The sequence below is a fragment of the Halomonas sp. Ps84H-12 genome (genome assembly GCF_024124725.1).
In the GTDB taxonomy this organism is placed as follows: Bacteria; Pseudomonadota; Gammaproteobacteria; order Pseudomonadales; family Halomonadaceae; genus Vreelandella; species Vreelandella aquamarina.
The window spans coordinates 24,927-47,033 of record NZ_JAMXSJ010000021.1 but is presented as its reverse complement, the minus strand read 5'-3'; the positions used below and the strand labels follow the sequence as shown (position 1 = coordinate 47,033).

Below are 22,107 nucleotides of genomic sequence, written 5' to 3'. Positions count from 1 at the left end.
GGCTGGTGTGCCACCAAGCAGCGCGCTAAGCTCGCCAACAGACATTAAAAAGAACGACAACACGCTGAGACAACGTTTTAAGGAGGTTGTGCGATGAAAGTACTGCTTTGCCCTGACAGTTTTAAGGACGCCTTGGGGGCCGAAGAGGCCGCCAAGGCCATGGCACAAGGTATTCAACGGGCAGCGCCCAACGCCATCACACAGCTCTGCCCCCTGGCGGATGGCGGCGAAGGCAGCCTTGATGCCTTAATTGCCGCCACCCATGCCGAGCGCCGTACGCTCACGGTGCAAGACGCCCTTGGGCGGCCACGCCAAGCCGCCTGGGGCTGGCTAAGCGAGCAGCGTACCGCGTTTATCGAGCTGGCAGAAGCCAGCGGCCTGCAGCACCTGACCCACGCAGAGCGCAGCGCCCTGCATACCACCACCTTTGGCGTAGGCGAGCTGTTTCTCGCTGCCCTAAAAGCAGGCGCCACCCATGCCTTACTGCTACTTGGTGGTAGCGCCACCAACGACGCCGGTGCCGGTATGCTGCAAGCATTGGGGGCTACGCTACTGGATGCCCAGGGCCAGCCGCTGCCTCCAGGCGGCGCCGCGCTCCAGCAGCTTGCGACCCTGGATCTTTCGACGTTAGACCCGCGCTTAGCCGAATTACGCGTAGAGGCCGCCGTGGATGTGGATAACCCACTGCTAGGCGAACGCGGTGCCAGTGCCGTCTTCGGCCCACAAAAGGGCGCGACAGACGCCGATGTAGCAACGCTAGACCGCGCGCTCGGCCACTTTGCTGACCTTACTGCCAAAGCGCTCGGTAAAGATGACAGAGCACTGCCGGGAGCAGGGGCAGCAGGCGGCATGGGGTTTGCGGCGCACTGCTTTTTGAACGCGACGCTAACGCCGGGCATTGAAATGATCATGCAGCAGGCGAATTTTGCCCAATTACTGAACGATGCAGATTTAGTGATTACCGGCGAGGGCCGCCTAGATGGCCAGAGCTTGGCGGGCAAAACGCCGATTGGTGTCTCCCGCGCCGCTAAGCGCCAGGGCAAGCCGGTGATTGTGCTCGCGGGTAGCCTAGGCGATGGCTGGCAAGCCTGCACGGAAGAAGGCGTTACCGCCGCCTTTGCGCTAGCCGATGGCCTAATGACATTAGAACAGGCGCTACCCCGTACGGCAGAGCTTCTGGCAGACCGTTGCGAAAGCATCGCACGCCTGTGGCTTGCAAGCCGCTGAGCGCGCCTTTGAGCAGGTCTTGGAGCGAGCCTTGACGATAAGCCCCTTGAAATGACGCGCCTGCGCCTACATTTCTTTATCCATCAGCGATGAGTCAGCCGTCGCCAGCTCACCGCTCTAATGGTAGGGCGCTATAGCTGCGATGCAAAAAACCTGTTTTGCATCACAAGCACAGCGCCTTAAGCTAGATCAAACGATTTGATGGCCGTACTTTTTCAGCGCGGCTCCAACCATGGAGGAGCAGATAATGGATAATATGAACAGCATTGGCCTACACGAAGGCAGCGCCAGCCAGTTAGCCGAGAAACTCAATCACCTGCTGGCCAACTATCAGATTTTTTACATGAATGTGCGTGGCTACCACTGGAACGTGAAGGGCAACGACTTCTTTGAGCTGCATGCCAAGTTTGAAGAGTTCTACACTGACCTGCTGACCAAAGTAGATGAAGTGGCCGAGCGTATTCTCACCCTGGGGCATAAGCCGGTACACGCCTACAGCGATTACGTGAAGCTGTCGCGCATCCAAGAAGACAAAGATGTCCACGATGGCAAGACCTGCGTGCAAGGCGTTCTGGCAGGCTATCAAACGCTGATCGAACTGCAGCGCGAACTGCTGGCGCTAGCGTCCGACGCCGACGACGAAGGCACCGCCGCCCAGGCGGGCGACTACATCCGCGAGCAGGAAAAAACCGTGTGGATGCTCAACGCCTATTTAGGCAAGTAAGTTCGGTGAACAGCCGCGATTAATAACACTGCGGATATTCCTCCCTAATAAAAACGGCACCTTCGCGGTGCCGTTTTTATTGCTCTTTTGCTACTTTAGCATGGCGTTACTTCGCCAGCGCCGCTACCAGATCGCGCAGCATGGCCCAGAACTCCGCCACGGATTCGATCTCCACCCGCTCATCCGGCGAGTGCGCGCCGCGAATCAGCGGGCCAAAGGAAATCATGTCCAAGTGCGGGTATTTGCTGCCCAAAATACCGCACTCTAGCCCTGCATGGATCACTTTCACCTCGGGCTCGTGGCCCATCAGCGCCGCGTGGCGCGCCTTGAAGGTGGCCAGTAGCGGGCTATCCGGGTTGGGTGCCCAGCCGGGGTAGCCGTTTTCGACTTTCACCCGTGCGCCCATTAGCCCAAACAGCGCCTGAAAGCGCTCGGCCATCGCTTGGGCAGCGCTATCGTGCAACGAACGCACCAGGGCGCAGAGGTGGAAACGCCCCTGCTCGACACTTAACACGCCCAGGTTGTTGGAGGTTTCGACTACGCCTGGCACGTCGGCGCTCATGCGCTCGACGCCACACGGGGCGGCATGTAGCGCGGCCAGCAGCATGGCGCTAGCGTCCAGGGTCAGCGGCTCAGCGTCGGCCTGTTCCGCACGGGTGGCGGTCAATACCAAGCCGCTATCGCCACTGCCCAGCTCGGCTTTGAGGGTCACGGCCAGCTTCTCAACGGCCGCCAGGGCGGCGTCCATATCATCGGCGGGCAGTGCTACCTGGGCAAAGGCTTCACGGGGAATGGCGTTGCGCAGCGTGCCGCCCTGGTAGCTCACCAGGCGGGCACCGAAGGCCTCCAGTGCCCACAGCACGCGCACCAGCAGGCGGTTAGCGTTTCCCAAAGGCTTATGGATATCCATGCCCGAGTGGCCGCCTTTCAGGCCGGTGAGCGAGAGAGAAAGGAGTTGCTCGCCCTCCTGCAGGGCAGCGCTGGGCAGTTGAGCGTCAACCACCACATCCGCGCCGCCCGCACAGCCGATATACACCTCGCCACGGTCTTCGCTATCCAAGTTGAGCAGCAGCGAGCCTTCCAACCAATTTTCAGCAAGATTCAGCGCACCGCCCATGGAGGTCTCTTCTTCCAGGGTGAACAGCGCTTCCAGCGGGCCATGGGTCAGCTCGGGGTCTTCCAGTACGGCCAAAATGGCCGCCACGCCCATGCCATTATCCGCCCCTAGAGTGGTGCCTTCAGCGTAAAGCCACCCCTCTTTGACCACGGTGCGAATGGGGTCACGGGTAAAGTCGTGCTCATGCCCCGAGTTGGCCTGGGCCACCATATCCAGGTGCCCCTGCAGCACGATACCGGGAGCGTCTTCACAGCCGGGCGTTGCGGGCTTGCGAATGCGCAGGTTGCCAAAGGCATCCCGGTCGTGGGTGAGCCCCTGAGCATCGGCCCAGGCTTCTAACGTCGCCACCAAAGCGGCTTCATGGCCGGAGGGGCGTGGCGTGTTACACAGGGTGCGAAAGTGCTGCCATACAAGGCGTGGTTCGAGCGCTGCTAGATGTGCGTTCATGGAAACTCTTCATTATCGATAACGGGCTTACTTTAACCGCTCTGGCTCACTGGGGAAAAGCGCGCATGCTTCGATCACCTGCTGTACAGCCTGACGTAAGCGTTGTACGGCCTCTTTTTGAGCCTTAGCGAACGGCTGATTTTGGTAGGCCCAAGCAGCGAGCTGCTGATGCGCCTGCTGGGCCTCACCTAACGGTTGGCGGCTGGCTTCACGCGCCAGCGCCTGCAGCGCCGGGCGAGCCAGGGCGGGGTCGCGGCGGGCATAGGCTACGTCGTGAACAGCCTGATGCTCGGCTGCGCTAAGCGGCTGGCCGGAGAGCGAGGTGAGCAACAGCGCCACCACCGGAGCGGGCAGTGTTGCCAACTCAAACGCCAACAGGCCGGGTAGCGAAGCGGCAAAGCCTGCGGTTAATTCACCGAGCACCGACTGACCCTCTTGGTTGAGCGGTTTGGCGACCATCACGGCGTATTCGCCAGTGGCGGCTTCTCGGGTAATGCCTAAACGCACCGGCACAAACCCCAGCGCCAGCCAAAATTGGAGCAACCCTGCCTCAGCACCAAAAGTAGCCCCATACAGCACAATACCTTGCTGAGCAGCGCTGGCCATATCCTCTTCCAACAGCTGCCGCCCCAGCCCTTCGCGACGGCGCTGTGGGTGGGCAGCAATGCGCGCCACCCGCCGCCAGCGGGCGGTTAGCGCCTCACGGCTGCCGCAATGGGCCGCCAGCGACTGCGCCAACAAATGCCCCTGAGGTCTGCGCTCGCCTCGCGCTACCTGCTCGGCAAGCGCGGCATCAAAGCCACCCTCCTCTCGCGTGACCAGTACCGCTTGGGGGCCAGCCCCATCGCTGCCTAGCACCATGCGCAGCGACGTGCCGGGGCCATCCAGCAGTTGGCGTAAATCACTCGGCGTGGTGCGGTAGTGGGACTGCACCAGCAGGCCAAACAGCTTTTCCAGCAAAGCCCCCCGCTCCGCTAGCTGCGCTTGGCTAATCACCATGCTGGGAAGCCGCTCGCCCTGGTGTGGCTCTCCTTTGGGCAGCGGCGCATCGAGTAAAAGCAGGTGCTGAATGACGGCTTCCAGCGGGTCACCGGCTGACCAGCGTATTGGCGCTTGCAGCGTCAATTCACGCCACTGGGGCGCTTGGCGGTCCAATATATCGCGAAAACGCAGCGCAAAGCCGCGCCCCGAGCCTTCGTAGCCATGCACCGTCGTGGCAAACGCAATGCGCGGAAAAGCCGCCAGCCAGCGGGCCAGCAACGACGCCGGAATGGCGGCGGCTTCATCCACCAGCAGCATACTGCCGCTGCCTACTAGCGTGCCCTGTTCTATCTGTTCTGTCAGAACATCCGGCGGCAAAAAGCGCAGCCGACTGCCGTTGGGAAGCGACACCTCGGCGGGGCCGTGGTGCTGTGCTTCAGGGCACAGCGCCGCCACTCGGCTAAAGACGCTCTCCACTGCGCTAAGCCGAGGGGCCGTAAGCAGGAGTTCTACGTCACCGCTTTGCTGCAGTAAGCGCGCGCAGGCTATGCCCAAAGCGGCACTTTTGCCTCGTCCCCGGTCGGCAGTCACTACCAGCGGGCGGCGGCGTTTGAGCTTGACCAGCGCGCTCACTGCGCTGGCCTGGTCTAGGGTGAGGCAGTCAGCATCGTCCCATTGCGCGGCGGCTGCTTGCCGTTTGCTCAACGCGGGTAGCCATAGCGCACCACCAACGGGCCAGTGGATCACGGCATTAGACTCGCCCAACTGACAGGCCAACCGCGCTAAATAGTGCGCGCTGAGCGCTTCCCACTGCCAAGGGTAATCGGCAAAGCGGGCGTAGTCGGGATCGGGTTGGCTGCCCCACGTCGCTGGGGTGACCAGCACCAGCAGACCGCCAGCGCTGACGGTGCCCGCTAGTGCGCCTAGGGCATCTGGATCTAACCCTTGGTGGCCGCTGGCATCCAGGATCACCAGCTGATGCTCTGCTCCCAGCCGGGTGCGCGCTTTGCGGCTTGGCAAGCTCGGTGCTACCGGCGCTTGCTGGCCATCCCCTATCCACAGTGGCGCACTCCAGTCGAGTGCTTGCCATAGCGCCAACGCCTGCTGGCGCGCCTGCTCTGGAGCACCGTTAAGCCACACTAACCCCCGCCAGCCGCGCCGCTTTAAACGGCGGGCATAGCTGGCTAACACAGCAGCTTGTTGTGCAACGGCAGTGCCAGCCGGTGAGGTAGGCTCAGCGTGGTGCGGCCTGCCCATGGCAACTCCTTAAAATAAAAATTCTCTTACAACTTTGGTTTAACAAATAGGCGCTTTTCAACGTTTTATCACCATATCCCCCCTGTGGAAGTGCACCTAATAGCATTTTAAAGCGATGTTTTGACTGCTATTTTTCAAATAAAACGGCAACAAAGCCCGCGTTAGCTTCCTTGTATTACTGATATTGCGCTGCAGCGGGGGGTATGTGCTAGCTTAGCGATGCAGCGCAGGATGTTTTACTTTACGTAAACGTTAGCCTGCCCGCTGTACTTTCCTGCTTTCAGGTCATTAACACTAATAACGCTAACCGCCAAAGTACCAGGAAACATACAATGAAAAAGACTACAAAATTCGCATTGACCAGCCTTGCCGCTGGCGTCGCTTTCGCCGCTCTCACCTCCACCGCCCAGGCACAAGAGCAGTGGACCATGACCTCCACCTGGCCGGAGAACCTGGATCTGATCAAGATCGACCAGCACTGGGCAGAGTTGGTTAACCAACTAGCGGGCGACGAAGTTCAAATTAACTTCCGCGCAGGCGGCACCTTGATGCCCGGCACCGAAGTCTTCGACGCCACTGAAACCGGCGCTATCCAAGCCGCAGGTGACTGGCCCGGCTACTGGGCAGGCTTAAACCCAGCGTTCTCGCCGCTGGCCACCACCACCAGTTTGTTCAACGGTGTCGATTATCTGAACTGGATCCAACAGTGGGGCGGTTTTGAGCTCTACCAAGAGATCTATGGCCAGTACAACATGGTTTACCTGCCCTACGGTATTACCAACAATGAATCCGGCTTTATGGGCCGCACGCCCATCGAGAGCATCGCCGACCTAGAAGGCAAGCGCCTGCGTCTTTCTGGCCGTGACCAGGGCCGTGTGCTTGAAGAGTTGGGCGGCTCACAGGTCACACTGGCTGGTGGCGAAGTGTACCAAGCCATTGAGCGTGGCGTGATTGACGCAGGTGAGTTCTCCACCCCTGGCGTTGACTTCAATGCAGGCTTTGCCGAAGTGGCCGACTACTGGGCGACCCCCGGCTGGCACCAGTCAGCGAGCGTGTTCGGCGTTATGATCAACAAAGATTCTTGGGATGCGCTTTCTGAAGAGACGCAAGCCAAGCTGCGTATCGCTGCCGAAGCCACCATGGCGTGGTCACTCTCCTGGTCTGAGCGCGAATCCACCGAAGCGACCCAGAAGTTTATCGACGCGGGCGTGACCATCAACCAGTTCTCTGAAGAGGATCTGGCGCGTATCCAGGAGATCACCAACGAGGTCATCGTACGCGGCGCCTGTGAGAATCCAGACCATGCTAAGGTCTACCACTCCATGATCACCTACCTGCAAGAGTACGCCGCATGGCGTGATGTGACGGCCCCCTTCAACATGAGCCGTACCATGGATAACCTGCCCTCACTGGAAGAGATCGAAGCCTGCCTATAAGGCATTCACTATAAAAGCGTAACATTGCCGCCCCAGCACCTGCCGGGGCGGCCTTAGCTCAGTTGCGGAGATCTTCCATGAATGCGATTGCCAAGGCGATCGATGCGATTAACGAGCTGTTTGGCCGCATTATCGCGCCGTTAATTGCCATCATTACTCTCATAGTGCTTTACGACATTGTGTCGCGCTTTTTTTTCGGCCGCCCAAGCGACTGGGCGTTCGATATTACGAAGATGCTGTTCGGCGCTCACTTTATGCTCATGGCGGCTTACGGGTTGCGTCATCACGCCCACGTTGAGGTGGATGTGGTGAAGCGTTTGCTATCTCGTAAGAAGCAGGCCGTGCTGGATCTCATTGGCTACCTAGTTTTCTTCGTGCCGTTTATTTGGCTGCTGCTGACCTACGGCTGGCGCTTCTTCGAGCGCTCCTTTAGCCGTGGCGAAACCACCTATGGCATGGTCTCGATTCCCGTTTATCCGGTGAAAGGCGTGATCGTCTTGGCCGCCGCACTGATTTTGCTACAGGCGGTCGCCATCGTGCTGCGCGCCATTATGCAGTTGCGTGAGGAGACATCCGCATGAGTGCAGAGCTACTGACGCTGGTGATGTTCGGCGGGCTGCTGGTCGGGCTGTTTATGGGCCATCCGCTAGCCTTTGTGCTGGGCGGCATGGCGGTAATCGGCGCGTATCTAGGCCCCGGCATTAATACCCTCGGCATTATTATTAATAACGTTTATGGCAACGCCATGGACAACTATGTGCTGGTCGCCATTCCGCTGTTTATTTTGATGGCGCGCTTTCTCAACGACTCCGGCGTGACGGAGAAGATGTTCGACGCCATGCGCCTGCTGCTGGCGAATGTGCGCGGCGGCCTCGCCTTAACCGTCGTTGTTGTTTCGGTACTGCTGGCAGCCACGACCGGCATCGTCGGGGCGTCCATCGCCGTCATGGGGATGATCGCGCTGGTGCCGATGCTGAAGTATGGCTACAACAAAGAGCTCAGCGCGGGCGTGATCATGGCGAGCGGCTGCCTGGGCATTTTGATTCCGCCCAGCATCATGCTGATTCTAATGGCCAGCTACTCGCCGGTGTCGGTGGGTGCGCTGTTTGCCGGGGCGCTGATTCCAGGCCTGCTGCTGGGCGTGATGTACGCGCTGTACGTGGTGCTGATCTGCTGGCTGAAACCCAGCTACGGCCCCAAGGTGCCGAAAGAGGAGCGCGCCGAGGTCAGTACCAAAGAGCTGCTTATTATGCTGGGCAAGTACGTGGTGCCGCCGATGTCGCTGATCCTGGGCGTGCTCGGTGCTCTATTTACCGGGATCGCCACCGCGACCGAGGCCTCGGCGATTGGTGTGTTCATCGCTTTCCTGCTGTTCCTGATCTTCGGTGACCGCAAGCTCTCGACCTGCTACAACACGCTCATCGAAGCGGGTAAAACCACCACCATGGTGATGCTGGTACTGGTAGGGGCAACGGCATTTACCGGCGTGTTCTCCATTGGTGGCGGCATGACTGTGATCAGTGATTTTGTACTCGCCATGCCGGGCGGCACCTTTGGTGCGCTGCTGCTGATGCTGTTCCTGGTCTTTATCCTGGGTATGTTCCTGGACTGGACCGGCATTGTGCTGCTGAGCTTCCCGATTATGCTGCCGATCATTGCTCAGATGGGCGTGGACGTATTGTGGTTCGTGGTGATGGTGGCCGTGGTGCTGCAGACCTCCTTCCTCACGCCACCGTTTGGCTATGCACTGTTCTACCTCAAAGGGGTCGCCCCGCCAGGGGTTGAGATCGTCGATCTGTACAAAGCGGTGGTACCGTTTGTAGCGATCATCATTCTGGCCTGTATCCTGATGTCTATCTTCCCCAGCTTGATTACCGGGCTACCTAGCATGATGGTGGGCTACTAACACATCAGCGGTTAGGCCAGCGCTAAATCCCTCCGCTTTGCGGGGGGATTTTTTTGCCTGCCCGAATGCTGGCTGCACCCCACTGACGCAAGTGATACTATTTGCAACCGCTATTTTTTCGCATTGACGAGCCATACTGCCCCTCGTCCAAGGAGCCAACGACGTGTCTACACCTGCTCGCCGGTCACCATCGGCTCTGCTTTCAGGTTTCGCATCACGCTTTACGCTGTCGCTTAACCCTTGGTCAATTGCACTTTTTCTGATTGCCCTGATTGTGGCACTGCCTATTTTGGTCGTGCTTGGCCATATCGTGATGCCCACCGAAGGCGTTTGGCAGCACTTGGCCAGCACGGTTCTGCCTCGCTACTTATCCAACACCTTCTGGCTGGTACTGTGGGTGGGGTTAGGCACACTGGTAATTGGCACAGGGACCGCTTGGCTGGTGGTGATGTGTCGCTTCCCCGGCAAGCGCCTATTTGAGTGGGCGCTACTGCTGCCGCTGGCGGTGCCGACCTATGTGATTGCTTATGCCTACACCGATTTTCTACAGGTGGCGGGGCCGCTACAAAGCCTGCTGCGGGAGTGGTTTCACTGGCAGGTCGGCGACTACTACTTCCCCAATGTACGCTCGTTGGGGGGCGCTGCCACGCTGATCACCTTCGTGCTTTACCCCTATGTGTACCTGCTGGCCCGCGCTTCCTTCTTAGAGCAGTCGGTGTGCGTCTTGGATGTTGGTCGCACGTTAGGGCGCGGCCCCTGGCGTTTATTTGCCAGCGTTGCGCTGCCGCTGGCACGCCCGGCGCTGGTGGGCGGCGTCTCGCTGGTGCTGATGGAAACGCTCAATGAGTTTGGCGCGGTGCAGTTTTTTGGGGTGGATACCTTTACCACGGGTATTTACCGCACCTGGTTTGGCCTAGGCGAGCCGATTGCCGCGGCCCAGCTAGCCGCCTGCCTGCTGACCTTCGTGATCGCCTTCGTGCTGCTGGAGCGCTGGTCGCGGGGTAAGCGCCGCTACTTCCACACCACCAACCGCTATCAACAGTTGCCTGAGTACAGGTTGCACGGCTGGCACGCCGTCGGGGCGACGCTGGCCTGCCTGTTACCAATCACCGTTGGCTTCTTGCTGCCCAGCGGTATTCTGCTGGAAATGGCGATGACTACCGGCGACAGCCTATTTGGCACGCGCTTCATCGGCTTTGCCATGAACAGCCTGAGCCTCGCTACGGTGGCAGCGCTGATTGCGGTGGGGCTGGCGGTGCTGCTGAGCTACGGCGTGCGGCTGCATAACTCCCCCAGTGCGCGACTGTTTACCCGCATTGCGGCGATGGGTTACGCCATTCCTGGCTCGGTGGTGGCCGTGGGTATTTTGATTCCGTTTGCCTGGCTGGATAACGCGCTCAACACTTGGCTTCACACCCATTACGATAAGATCATCGGGCTGGTGTTTAGCGGCACGGCGTTCATCTTGATTTACGCCTATGTGGTGCGCTTTTTGGCGGTGTCGTTTAACGCAGTAGAGGCGAGCCTGGGCAAAGTGACGCCAAGCATGGACGCCGCCTCGCGCACCCTGGGGCAAACAGCCGGGGGCACGCTGCGCCGCATTCATACGCCACTGATGCGCAGCAGCCTATTGGCCGCGGGCATTCTGGTGTTTGTGGATGTGATGAAGGAGCTGCCCGCCACGATTATTTTGCGGCCGTTTAACTTCGACACGCTGGCGGTGCGCGCTCACAGTTTGGCGTCCGATGAGCGCTTGGCGGAGGCGTCTACTGCATCGCTCACCATTGTGGTGGTGGGGATTTTACCGGTAATTCTACTCAGCCTGGCGATGCGCCGGGCGCGCCCAGGCAGCCAAGCTGAGTAATTAAAACGCGCAACTAACGCGGAAAGACTAACGCGGAAAGATAAACACCTGGGTGTGGTCGAGGTCGATATCGATCGGCTGCCCCTCCTGGGGCAGGAAGACCCCTGGTACCCGTGCGTGCAGGTGCGCTTCTTGGCCATCAGCACCGTGGGCACATAGGTGAATCAAGCTAGTGCGGCCCAGTAGTTTCGCCATCACCACGTGGCTGTGGCTGTGGGTTTCCGCAGGCAGGTCGCGCTCTTTGATACGCAGCGCCTCCGGGCGGATCATCACCTGGGCCTGGCTACCCTCTGGCAGCCAGCTGGCATCTATGTCGCCTACCGGCGTTTGTATCACGCCTCCTTCCACCACCCCTTCAAGCTCGTTCACTTCCCCAAAGAAGGTCACCACAAATGGGTCGACGGGAGCGCAGTAAAGCTCCCGCGGGGTACCCGTTTGGACGATTTTGCCATCGCGCATCAAGGCGATGCGGTCGGCCATAAACATCGCTTCTTCCGGATCGTGAGTCACCAGTAGCGTGGCCGAGCCCAGCTTTTTCAACACGTGCAGCGTATCGTCGCGAATCCGATCACGCAGCCGAGCGTCCAGGCTGGAGAAGGGTTCATCCAACAGCATTAGCTTGGGCGTAGGTGCCAGAGCTCGGGCCAGCGCCACGCGCTGCTGCTGACCGCCGGAGAGCATATGCGGGTAGGTATCGGCGTAGTCAGCCATGCCAAGCTGGGTTAATAGCTCCAGCGCACGTTCACGGCGCTGGCTGGAGGGTAGATGCTTTAAGCCGAAAGTGACATTTTCCAACACGCTAAGGTGGGGGAAGAGCGCCGAATCCTGAAACGCCAGCCCGACGTTGCGCTTTTCCGGCGGTACATGGCGTTTGCCGGGGGCGGCAATGGCCTGCCCTTCCAGGCTGACGGTGCCTTCTTGGACCACTTCCAGCCCTGCCGCAATGCGCAGTAGCGTGGTTTTACCGCAGCCGGAAGGGCCAAGCAGGCAGACCACTTCGCCCTGAGCAATGTCGAGATCAATACCTTTAACAACTTTGTTAGCCGCAAACGTATGCTGAACATCGCGTAGCGACAGCGCCGATGCAGGCTCCGCCACCTCAGAAAGGGACACAGTTGCCGTCATTCGTTCACCCATGGTTTGTTCGCCGGGAGAGCGCTGACCGCTCAGCCATTGCGAACACGGTTGAAAGTTATTTGCATTCTATTTTCTATTGGCGTGAGATGCACGTCTAGGCACAAAAAGTGATGCGAGTCATTAGCATTTCGCTTGACGTCCTTCGAACAAGGCGTTTCAATAGCACACGCCGTTAATGCAACTTATTATCATAAACATTCAGGGTATTTGTTATGAAACAAGCACGTCTTTCGGCCTCCGTAGCTGCCATCATGGCCGGCTCTGCGTTTGCCAGCAGCGCACTCGCTAATGAAGTCAACATCTACTCCGCTCGCCACTATGACTCTGACGAAATGCTCTACCAAGCGTTCACCGATGAGACTGGCATTGAAGTGAATGTACTGGAAGGCGACGCTAACCAACTAATGGAGCGTATGCAGCGTGAAGGCGTGGCTAGCCCCGCCGACGTTATGCTGACCGTGGATGCAGGCAACCTGTGGCGCGCCGAGCAAGACGGTATTTTTCAAAGCGTAAACTCTGATGCACTTAACGAGCGCCTGCCGGAATCCATGCGTCACCCAGAAGGCATGTGGTTTGGCTTTAGCCAGCGTGCCCGTGTGATCTACTACAACCGCGAAAACTTCGACCCGAGCCAGATCGCTACCTACGAAGATCTTGCCGACCCGCAGTTTGAAGGCCAAGTGTGTATCCGTTCTTCCAACAACATCTACAACCAGTCACTGCTGGCATCGCTGATTGAGCACCACGGCGAGGAAGGCGCGCAGGAGTGGGCCCAGGGCGTTGTGAACAACATGGCCCGCGACCCCGAAGGCGGTGATACCGATCAGATTCTTGGCGTTGCCAGCGGTGAGTGTAACCTCGCCGTCGCCAACCACTACTACTACGTGCGCCTGCTGCACTCTGACGATGCCGCCGAGCGTGAAGCCGCGCGCAAAGTGGGCGTGATCTTCCCCAATCAGGATGACCGCGGCACCCACGTGAACGTAGGTGGTGCAGGCTTAGTCGCCAACGCACAAAACCCGGAAAACGGCATTCGCTTCCTGGAGTTCCTGGCCTCTGACCAAGCGCAAGAAGTGCTGGCCGAGCGTAACTACGAGTTCCCGGTGGTAGAAGGCGTGAAGAAAAACCCGGTGCTGGAGTCTTGGGGCGATTTTGCCAAAGACGACATCAACATCAGCATCCTGGGTGAGAACAACCCGGAAGCGGTACGTATCTTCGACCGCGTTAGCTGGCGTTAAGCGCGGCTTGGGCACACGCTTTTGAAGCCGGTGCTTAAGTAACGTACTCAACACAACCCCCGCAGCGACCGCTGTGGGGGTTGTGTGTTATTGGCGAGTGCTCTCTCGTTCGTTAGTGGGCTTCATCCCAATTCGCGCCGCTTTGCGCTTCCACAATCAGCGGTACGCTGAGCGAGGCCGCGGCCTGCATGCGTGCCTGCACTTGCTCAATAAAGCGCTCTACCTGCGCCTCGGCCACCTCGAACACCAATTCATCGTGTACCTGCATGACCATCAGCGCATCGAACTCCCCTTCCGCTAGCCACGCATCCACATCAATCATGGCCTGTTTGATAATATCCGCCGCCGTGCCCTGCATCGGCGCGTTGATGGCCGTGCGCTCGGCCCCTTGGCGGCGGTTGCGGTTTTGCGAGTGAATCTCTGGCAGGTATAAACGCCGCCCCATCACGGTTTCGACAAAGCCATCTTCCGCCGCCTGGGTACGAATGCGGTCCATATAGCGGGCGACGCCTGGGTAGCGGTCAAAATAGCGGTCGATGTAGGTTTGGGCCTGGCTACGGTCAATACGCAGCTGACGAGCCAGCCCCCAAGCGCTCATGCCGTAAATCAAGCCAAAGTTAATCGCCTTAGCGCTGCGCCGCTGGTCGCCAGACACCTTTTCAAGCGAGGTGCCAAAAACTTCCGCCGCGGTAGCGGTGTGGATATCGCGCCCTTCAGCAAACGCTTCCAGCAGCCCTTTATCTTCCGAAAGGTGCGCCATAATACGCAGCTCGATCTGCGAGTAGTCCGCCGCCACAATGCGGTAGCCAGGGCGCGCCACGAACGCCTGGCGGATTTTGCGCCCCTCCTCGGTACGGATGGGAATATTCTGCAGGTTCGGGTCCGACGACGACAGCCGCCCGGTGGCCGTAACCGCCTGATGATAGCTGGTGTGTACCCGCCCGGTGGTTTTATTGAGCAGGCGCGGCAGCTTATCGGTATAGGTGGACTTCAGCTTGGCCAGGCCACGGTGCTGCATGATCACCTTGGGCAAGGGGTAGTCCAGCGCCAGCTCTTCCAGCACGGCTTCGGCGGTGGAAGGCGCGCCCTTGGGGGTTTTCTTGATGACCGGAATCTTCTGCTCTTCGAACAGAATCTGGCCCAGCTGCTTGGGAGACCCCAGGTTGAACTCGCGGCCCGCCAGCTCAAAAGCTTCACTCTCTATCTCGCGGATGCGCTGTTCGAGCTGCTGGCTCTGCTCGTACAGGCGCTCGGCATCCACGGCCACGCCGTTACGCTCGATGCGCGACAGCACGCTGATTAGTGGTAGCTCAAGGTGGTCGAGCACCTCGGCCAAGCGCCCTTCCCGCTCCACTTGGGGACGCAGCGTGTCCTGTAGGCGCAGGGTGATATCTACATCCTCGCAGGCGTAGGGAGCCGCTTGCTCTAGGGCAATCTGATTAAACGTCAGCTGCTTGGCGCCTTTGCCCGCGATCTCTTCAAACGAAATGGTTTTCTCGCCCAGGTACTTCAGCGCCAGCGAATCCATATCGTGGCGCGTGGCGGTGGAGTTGAGCACATACGACGCTAGCATGGTGTCGGCAAACGGGCCAACGACAGAAATGTCGTAGTTCGCCAGTACGGAAATATCGTATTTGAGGTTTTGTCCAATTTTGGTTTTGGCCGGGTCTTCCAGCAGTGGCTTTAACGCTGCCAGCACCGCTTTGCGATCAAGCTGCTGGGGAGCATCCAAGTAATCATGGGCCACCGGAATATAGGCAGCTTCCCCGGCTTCCAGCGACACGCCGATACCCACAATTTCTGCATCCATGTAGTTGAGGCTGGTGGTTTCCAAGTCGAAGCAGAAACGTTCGGCCTCGTTGAGCCGTTCGAGCCACGCCTCCAGCTCGGCCTGCTCGGTAATCACATGGTCGTGGCGCTCGGTCGGCGCCGTTTCCGTCGTGCTGTCGGTTGTTTCCGAGACGGGCTCACCGCCTGCCACATCGTCCACGCCTTCGTCGTTGCCTTCCAGCAGCTCGGCGAGCCACTGTTTGAACTCCATCTGTTTGTAGAGCTCGACCAGCGCTTCGCGGTCCGGGTGGGCAATGTCCAAATCATCCAACCCCACCGGCAAGTCGCAGTCGGTTTTGATCGTCGCTAACTGATAGGAGAGAAACGCTTGCTCGCGGTGCTCTTCCAGTTTTTTGGGTAACGTTTTCGCGCCGCGGAAACCGAGGGTGGTCACGCGCTCTAAATCGCCATAAATCGTGTCTAAACCGCCGCCCATACCTTGCAGCAGGCCAATGGCGGTTTTCTCGCCCACCCCAGGCACGCCGGGGATGTTGTCCACCTTGTCGCCCATCAGTGCGAGGAAGTCGATAATCAGCGCCGGCGGCAGGCCAAACTTCTCCTCCACGCCCGCTTCATCGAGGGTTTCCTCTTTCATGGTGTTGACCAGCGTGATGTGGCCGTTCACCAGTTGGGCCATGTCCTTATCGCCGGTGGAGATGACCGCGTCGCGGCCAGCCTGAGTGGCTTGGTGCGCCAACGTGCCAATCACGTCATCCGCCTCGACCCCTTCGATGCACAGCAGCGGCAGGCCGAGTGCTTTGACACAGGCGTGCAGCGGTTCGATCTGGCTGCGTAGGTCATCCGGCATGGGTGGGCGGTGGGCCTTGTAATCGCTGTACAGCTCATCGCGGAAGGTTTTACCCGGCGCGTCGAACACCACCGCCATGGGGCTATCGGGGTAGTCTTTCATCAGCCGTTTGAGCATGTTCAGCACGCCCTTCACGGCTCCGGTCGGCTGACCGTTAGAGGTCGTTAGCGGCGGCAGCGCATGAAACGCGCGGTAGAGGTACGAAGAGCCATCGACGAGCACGATTGGGGCACGGGCCATAACCAAATTCCATAGTCAGCAAAACGGTAAGGATGTCTGCTCTCTATGATACGCGTTCAACGCCGGGCCTGCAGAAAAGAGCCCTAAAACTCGCTACTCTTCACCACACAACGCTGCCAACTCGTGCGGCAAGCCGCTACAATAATCGGCTTAGCAACCTGGGCGAGATTCTCATGGCAGTATTCACCCCGCTTAGCGACGCACAGGTCGCCGCGTTTTTGGAAAAATTTGATGTTGGCAGCTTTGTTGCGCTTCAAGGCGTGGCAGGCGGCACGGAGAACTCGACGTTTTTCGTGACCACCGACCGCCGCGAGCTGGTGCTCACCCTGTTTGAGCAAGGCGAACACGAAGAGCTGCCGTTTTTTGTTGAGTTGCTCGATTACTTAGACGAGCACCGCTTACCGGTGCCCGGCACTATTCATGACCGCGAAGGCGTGGCGCTGCACAGCCTGGCGGGCAAGCCTGCGCTGCTGTTCCCGCGCCTGCCGGGCAAGCACCCCAGCGCCCCCAACCTTGCCCAGTGCCAAGCGCTGGGCAGCACGCTTGGGCAGATGCATAAAGTATCGCAGCACTTTCCCGGGCATCGCCCCAACCCCCGTGACCTGCACTGGCTGCGGGCGGTACACCATAAGGTGCTCACCTACATCAGCCCTGACGATCAAACACTGATGAAGAACGCAGTGGATGATTTCGAGAGCGAATTTAGCCAGCATGGCGAGCTTCCCCAAGGAGCAGTGCATGGCGATTTGTTCCGCGATAACACGCTGTTCGAGGGCGACGCCCTGGGCGGTATTATCGATTTTTATAACGGCTGCACCGGTGACTTGCTGTTTGATCTCGCCATCGTGATCAACGACTGGGCCTCCAATGAGGACGGTTCGCTGAACGCCGAGCGTTACAACGCCATTTTAAGCGCCTATCAAGCGCGACGCCCGCTGACCGAATCCGAACGCACGCTTTGGCCGACGATGCTGCGTATGACCGCACTGCGTTATTGGCTGTCACGGCTGCTGGTGGTGTATGTCGACCCACCGGCCCATGACTTAACTCCCCACGACCCCGAGCGCTTCCGCGTGATTCTTAAAGCACGCATCGCGTTTGGCGCACTCCCGATTCCAGAGGCATCTTCATGAGTGAAATGGCAACGACCAGCAGCCCCGCCGTGCGTGCCCGCCGCACTTGGAACATGGACCAGTGGGGCAGCGGTTACTTTGATGTCGACGACCACGGCCAAGCCCTGGTACGCCCGCTGGGCAGCGATGCGGAAGGCCCGGCGCTGCCTATCAGTGCGTTAGTCCGTCAGTTACAGGCGGCGGGGTTACGCTTACCGGTGCTGGTGCGCTTTAGCGATATTCTTCACGATCGCGTCGAACAGCTTTGCGGTGCCTTTGACGCCGCCATGCAGGACGTGGACTACCAGGGCGGCTATACCGCGGTTTACCCGATTAAGGTGAACCAGCAGCGTCGGGTGGTAGAAGAGATTCTCGCTACCTCTGAGCGGGGTAATGGCCGTGTGGGCTTGGAAGCGGGCAGCAAGCCTGAACTGCTGGCGGTGCTGGCGCTCTCCGACGGCGGTTCGTCACTGATCGTCTGCAATGGCTATAAAGACCGCGAGTACGTGCGCCTGGCGCTGCTGGGCGAGAAGCTCGGCCACAAAGTGTATCTGGTGGTGGAGAAGCTCTCCGAACTGGAGCTGATTTTAGAAGAGGCCCGCGAGCTGGACGTAACCCCGCGCATTGGCCTGCGCGCGCGACTAGCCTCGGTGGGTAAAGGCAAGTGGCAGAATACTGGCGGTGAGAAGTCGAAGTTCGGTCTCACCGCCAGCCAGATTCTGGAAGTGGTCGAAACCCTACGCGCCCAGGATGCTCTGGCCAGCCTGCAGCTCGTGCACTTCCATCTAGGCTCGCAGATCGCCAACATTCGCGATATTCAGCGCGGCCTGCGGGAGTGCGCGCGCTTCTATCAAAACCTGATGAGCCTGGGCGCGCCCATCGACACCGTCGATGTGGGCGGCGGCTTAGGGATCGACTACGAAGGCACCCGCTCGCGCAGCTACTGCTCGGCGAACTACTCCATGCAGGAGTACGCCCGCAACGTGGTCAACGCGTTCTCCCAGCTCTGCCAGGAGGCTGACCTGCCCCAACCGCACCTGATCAGTGAGTCCGGCCGTTCGCTCACCGCCCACCATGCAGTGCTGATCACCAATGTCATTGGTGAAGAGCGCGTCAACGACACGCCGCCAGAGCGCACAACCCAGGAAGAAGATCCACAGGTAGAAGAGCTGTGGCGGGTGTTCGACCAGTTGGCCGAGACCCAAGAACCGCGGGTGCTGGTCGAGGCGTGGCACGACCTGTTGCAGGCAGTTAGCGAGCTACACGACCGTTTCGTTCTGGGTCTGAGCAGCATCAACGCCCGCGCCGAAGGCGAGCGCCTCTACATGGCCGCCTGCACGCGCCTGCGTGGAAAGCTGGATACCCGCAACCGCGCGCACCGGGAAATCATGGACGAGCTGGCCGAAAAATTGGCCGACAAGCTGTTCGTCAATTTCTCGCTGTTCCAGTCAGTGCCAGACGTGTGGGGCATCGAGCAGATTTTCCCCGTGCTACCACTCAGTGGGCTGGACAAAGCGCCCACCCGCCGTGCGGTGATCCAGGACATCACCTGCGACTCTGATGGCCGTATCGATAGCTATGTGGATGGCCAAGGGGTAGAAACCACCCTGCCGCTGCCTGAGTGGGCCAATGACGACGAGCGCTGGTTAGGCTTCTTCCTGGTGGGCGCCTACCAGGAGATTCTTGGCGACCTGCACAACCTGTTCGGCGATACCGATTCGGTGGATGCAGCGCTAGGTGAAGATGGCGAGTGGGTGCTCTCTAACCCGCAGGCGGGGGATTCGGTGGCCAACGTATTGGCCTACGTGAATTTCGATGCCTGCGTACTGAAACAGAAGCTCACCGAGCAGCTGGTCACAAGCGGTTTCTCTCCGGAAGAGCAGGCGCACTTTGCCGCTAGCCTGACCGAAGGCCTAGAGGGCTACACCTACCTGGAGTAACCCTTCACCGGCTTAACGCGTTTCACAAAAAAGGCCACCGAGCGTATCGGTGGCCTTTGTTTTGCGTGCTGAACCCGTGAGCAGGTCGTTACTCAACGACGCTGGTCGAAATCTCCAGGCCGCCAGTCAGCGTTAAGCGTAGCGCCGCGCCGCGGGGTAGCTCGCCGACTCCGGCAGGCGTGCCGGTCAAAATCACATCGCCTGGCTCCAGGGTGAAGTGACGGCTCATTTCTGCCACCAGCGTGGGAATAGCAAAAATCATATCCGCGCCTTCGCCGTGCTGGCGCTCTTCACCGTCGATTTCTAGGGTGAAGGTCAGCGCGTTCCAGTTAGGCACGCGGCTCAGCGGCAAGAAAGGCGACAGCGGGCAGGCGCCATCAAAGGCCTTGGCGATTTCCCAAGGGTGGCCTTTCTCTTTTAACTTGGTTTGCACATCGCGCAGGGTTAAATCCATCGCAAGGCCAATGCCTGCAATGGCACGCTCGGCTTCATCTTGCGTGGCGTGGGTGAGGGTCTCCCCTACCAGTAGCGCCAGCTCGACTTCATAATGAACATCGCCTCGCGAAAATGGCGGGTCGAGAGGCTTGGTTAAGTCCACCACGCTAGTGGCGGGCTTGATGAACAGCAGCGGCTCACTGGGAACCGGGTTATCCAGCTCTTTGGCATGTTCGGCATAGTTGCGGCCGACACAGATGACCTTGCCCAGCGCGTGGGGAAACTCCTGACCATCGGTAAACTGTGGAACAAAACGCATGGCGGGTCTTCTCCTTCTCGTTATGCGTGCCGTATTCGCAACGACAGGCGCATTAGTCTACCCCAGCCATGCCCATGTTCCACAGTATCGACCGCGTATTTCCGAATTGCAGGAGTATCTGGATCGCTTATGCCTCGGGATACCCGCTCTCCTCAGGCCCATGCGCCAAGAACGAAGGACGCTGTTTAGGCGCGGCAAACGGGGCAACGCAGCGGTTATCGGGCCGATTGAACACGAAGAACACGTTGCTGCGCGGATCCGGCGAGAGGTTGGCGTTGGACGCATGCAGCGTGTTGCAATCGAACAACAGCAGCCCGCCAGCTTTCCCTTTGGGGGCATCGATGCCGTATTTATCGACCAAGTGTGTCAACGCCTCTGGGCTCGGCACGCCCACTTCCTGCGCTTTCAACGAGCGCTTGTGGTTGTCTTCCGGCGTTTCTCCCTGGCAAGGCACGAATTCCATATGCGAGCCCGGAATCAACATCAGCGGGCCATTGAACTCGTGGTTGTCGGTCAAAATCAGCGAGGCGCTGACCGCGTGCATGTTGGGCATACCATCTTCAGCGTGCCAGGTCTCGAAGTCCGAGTGCCAATTGAAGCCTTTACCGGCAAAGCCCGGCTTGTAGTTGATACGCGACTGATGCACGTAGGGGTCGTCACCGATGATCTGACGAGCCGCACCAGCCACGCGCTCGTCGCTGGCAAGCGCCCCTAATCGCTCAGAAAGGCGATGCACGGCAAATAGTGAGCGAATCTCATGGCTTTCTGGCTCGGTGATGCTGAACGCCTTATCGCGATAGGCGTCGTTGCTCAGCAGGGCATTCATCTCTTTGCGAAGCGCCTCCAGCTCTTCGCCATCGATCAAATTGGGAATGAACAAATATCCCTTGCGTTCGAACTCATCGAGCTGAGCCTCACTCAGCGGTCCCGGTAGCGCACGCCCTTTTACGACGCCATCCTGGCGGGGCTGTGTGAGTGATGCAGGGGCTTGGGCCAAGCGTGTGGGATAAGCGTCTACCACCCTGGCATTGCCCGCCGTGGGCACGTCGGCCATCTCGCTATACTGTTTGTGGGCGGTCACATGGTTAAGCGGTGTATTGCTGACTGTCATCTAATCCACTCCTTGTATGATTAAACTTCAGTTAAAACGTGTCTCATTTAGAAACACAGCGCAGTAGATAGGGTAGCGAACCTTTCTGCGCTTGCAACCTAGGATGGCTCCTTTCATAACGTGGGTTATGACATTCACCTCCTCATCTCTGACTATCGCAAAACCAGCGTTCGCCCTTGCTGCCTGAGCCAGCGGATAGGGTCTGCCATGCGTCATCCGGCAATGCCGCTGCGATCTCGTCGGCTCGCGTGTACTGGAAGCTCTTCCACCACAAGGGTTCGTTGCAAGCCACTTCTAAAACAAAAGGTTGCGAGCGCTCCTCCAGCCACAGACGCAGACTGCGGTTGCCGCCATAGACGCTATCTCCCGTCACCCAGGCAGCCGGCACTCCCTGATCCATCGCGCGCTCCAGCATCCGGCGAGCGAGCTCGGGTTTGCTGGCAAATTCGACGTCATCAGGGATGCCCGCACGCCGACAACGCTCGCGGTCCAGTGTCCAGGATTTGGGCAAGTACAGGGCGCGATCCAGGAAGGCATGTCCCGCCGGGCTAGCGTAGAGAAGAAAGACCCCGATCTGACTATTTTCGATACGGCCAGCGGTGCCACTGTACTGGCGTTGCACGCCGGCCGAGTGCTGGCCTTTCTTGGTAAAGCCGGTCTCGTCCAGGACTAGGACACCCTTAGGCGAGCCCAGCGTATCGATGACCCATTGGCGGAGAATATCGCGTGCTACGTCCGCATCCCAGCGGGCACGATCCAACAGGTACTGTACCCCATCTGGGGTGGCATCGCCGAGCCATTCGGCAAGATGCCAGCTATTCTTACGTTCACACTGGCTGAGCAGCCCCTGGATGTAACGTAGAGCTCGAGCGCGCGTTTCCGAACGCGGAAAGAGCGGGCCTAACCGCTCTGCCAGGTCATCCAACAATGCTGAGACAGAAAGATCCAGTTCTTGCATCCTTCACCCTGTAATCGCTT

The 22,107-nt window shown here is 59.2% G+C and carries 15 protein-coding genes and 1 pseudogene; 9 read left to right on the top strand and 7 right to left on the bottom strand.

Annotation, left to right across the window (positions count from 1 at the left end):
- The first annotated feature begins 93 nt into the window (after positions 1-93).
- Both NH344_RS11365 and NH344_RS11360 read left to right on the top strand, forming a co-directional pair.
- Positions 94-1,227, top strand: a complete 1,134-nt coding sequence (locus NH344_RS11365) for a glycerate kinase (protein WP_253027918.1) — start codon at positions 94-96, stop codon at positions 1,225-1,227.
- Between the two features lie 247 nt (positions 1,228-1,474).
- A complete protein-coding gene (locus NH344_RS11360; RefSeq protein ID WP_058577861.1) occupies positions 1,475-1,951 on the top strand; it encodes a Dps family protein in 477 nt (158 codons plus the stop codon).
- A gap of 106 nt (positions 1,952-2,057) precedes the next feature.
- On the opposite strand, the gene NH344_RS11355 is transcribed toward NH344_RS11360, so the two are convergent.
- Together NH344_RS11355 and NH344_RS11350 are read right to left on the bottom strand one after the other, a co-directional pair.
- Positions 2,058-3,515 carry an aminoacyl-histidine dipeptidase gene (locus NH344_RS11355; protein ID WP_089675073.1) on the bottom strand — a complete coding sequence of 486 codons (1,458 nt, stop codon included), beginning with the start codon at positions 3,513-3,515 and terminating at the stop codon, positions 2,058-2,060.
- Positions 3,516-3,542: 27 nt separating this feature from the next.
- Positions 3,543-5,753 (bottom strand): GNAT family N-acetyltransferase, encoded by a 2,211-nt coding sequence (locus NH344_RS11350; RefSeq protein WP_253027917.1) that lies wholly within the window; start codon positions 5,751-5,753, stop codon positions 3,543-3,545.
- Between the two features lie 332 nt (positions 5,754-6,085).
- On the opposite strand from NH344_RS11350, the gene dctP reads away from it, so the two are divergent.
- The 4 genes from dctP to NH344_RS11330 all read left to right on the top strand — a co-directional run bounded on the left by dctP (position 6,086) and on the right by NH344_RS11330 (position 10,959).
- Positions 6,086-7,189 carry a TRAP transporter substrate-binding protein DctP gene (gene dctP, locus NH344_RS11345; protein ID WP_044630143.1) on the top strand — a complete coding sequence of 368 codons (1,104 nt, stop codon included), beginning with the start codon at positions 6,086-6,088 and terminating at the stop codon, positions 7,187-7,189.
- 77 nt (positions 7,190-7,266) lie between these two features.
- Positions 7,267-7,770, top strand: coding sequence for a TRAP transporter small permease subunit (locus NH344_RS11340; RefSeq protein WP_044630142.1), 504 nt, complete (start codon positions 7,267-7,269; stop codon positions 7,768-7,770).
- Entirely contained in the window at positions 7,767-9,095 is a 1,329-nt protein-coding gene (locus tag NH344_RS11335) for a TRAP transporter large permease subunit (protein ID WP_197931357.1), read from the top strand. Before NH344_RS11340 ends, NH344_RS11335 begins: the two co-directional genes overlap by 4 nt.
- A 163-nt stretch (positions 9,096-9,258) precedes the next feature.
- Positions 9,259-10,959, top strand: a complete 1,701-nt coding sequence (locus NH344_RS11330) for an iron ABC transporter permease (RefSeq protein ID WP_089675069.1) — start codon at positions 9,259-9,261, stop codon at positions 10,957-10,959.
- Between the two features lie 27 nt (positions 10,960-10,986).
- Here the strand turns inward: NH344_RS11330 and NH344_RS11325 are convergent, their stop codons facing one another.
- A complete protein-coding gene (locus NH344_RS11325) occupies positions 10,987-12,084 on the bottom strand; it encodes an ABC transporter ATP-binding protein (RefSeq protein ID WP_228219524.1) in 1,098 nt (365 codons plus the stop codon).
- A 224-nt stretch (positions 12,085-12,308) separates the two neighbouring features.
- Here NH344_RS11325 and NH344_RS11320 point away from each other — a divergent pair, with 224 nt between their 5' ends.
- Positions 12,309-13,334, top strand: coding sequence for a Fe(3+) ABC transporter substrate-binding protein (locus NH344_RS11320; protein ID WP_044630138.1), 1,026 nt, complete (start codon positions 12,309-12,311; stop codon positions 13,332-13,334).
- 112 nt (positions 13,335-13,446) lie between these two features.
- Here the strand turns inward: NH344_RS11320 and polA are convergent, their stop codons facing one another.
- Positions 13,447-16,212 (bottom strand): DNA polymerase I, encoded by a 2,766-nt coding sequence (gene polA / locus NH344_RS11315; RefSeq protein WP_253027916.1) that lies wholly within the window; start codon positions 16,210-16,212, stop codon positions 13,447-13,449.
- A gap of 173 nt (positions 16,213-16,385) precedes the next feature.
- Between polA and NH344_RS11310 the strand changes: the two genes are divergently transcribed.
- Positions 16,386-17,345, top strand: coding sequence for a homoserine kinase (locus NH344_RS11310; protein WP_044630136.1), 960 nt, complete (start codon positions 16,386-16,388; stop codon positions 17,343-17,345).
- Entirely contained in the window at positions 17,342-19,264 is a 1,923-nt protein-coding gene (gene speA / locus NH344_RS11305) for a biosynthetic arginine decarboxylase (RefSeq protein ID WP_044630135.1), read from the top strand. The genes NH344_RS11310 and speA overlap by 4 nt, the downstream gene beginning before the upstream one ends.
- A gap of 88 nt (positions 19,265-19,352) precedes the next feature.
- Here speA and NH344_RS11300 read toward each other — a convergent pair whose 3' ends face one another.
- From NH344_RS11300 to NH344_RS11290, 3 genes and pseudogenes are all read right to left on the bottom strand, one after another.
- Entirely contained in the window at positions 19,353-20,018 is a 666-nt protein-coding gene (locus tag NH344_RS11300) for a fumarylacetoacetate hydrolase family protein (protein ID WP_044630473.1), read from the bottom strand.
- A gap of 127 nt (positions 20,019-20,145) precedes the next feature.
- A complete protein-coding gene (thpD, locus tag NH344_RS11295) occupies positions 20,146-21,129 on the bottom strand; it encodes an ectoine hydroxylase (RefSeq protein ID WP_054645159.1) in 984 nt (327 codons plus the stop codon).
- Between the two features lie 166 nt (positions 21,130-21,295).
- Positions 21,296-22,024, bottom strand: a pseudogene (locus NH344_RS11290) (IS701 family transposase); the annotation flags it as partial.
- Between the last annotated feature and the right edge of the window lie 83 nt (positions 22,025-22,107).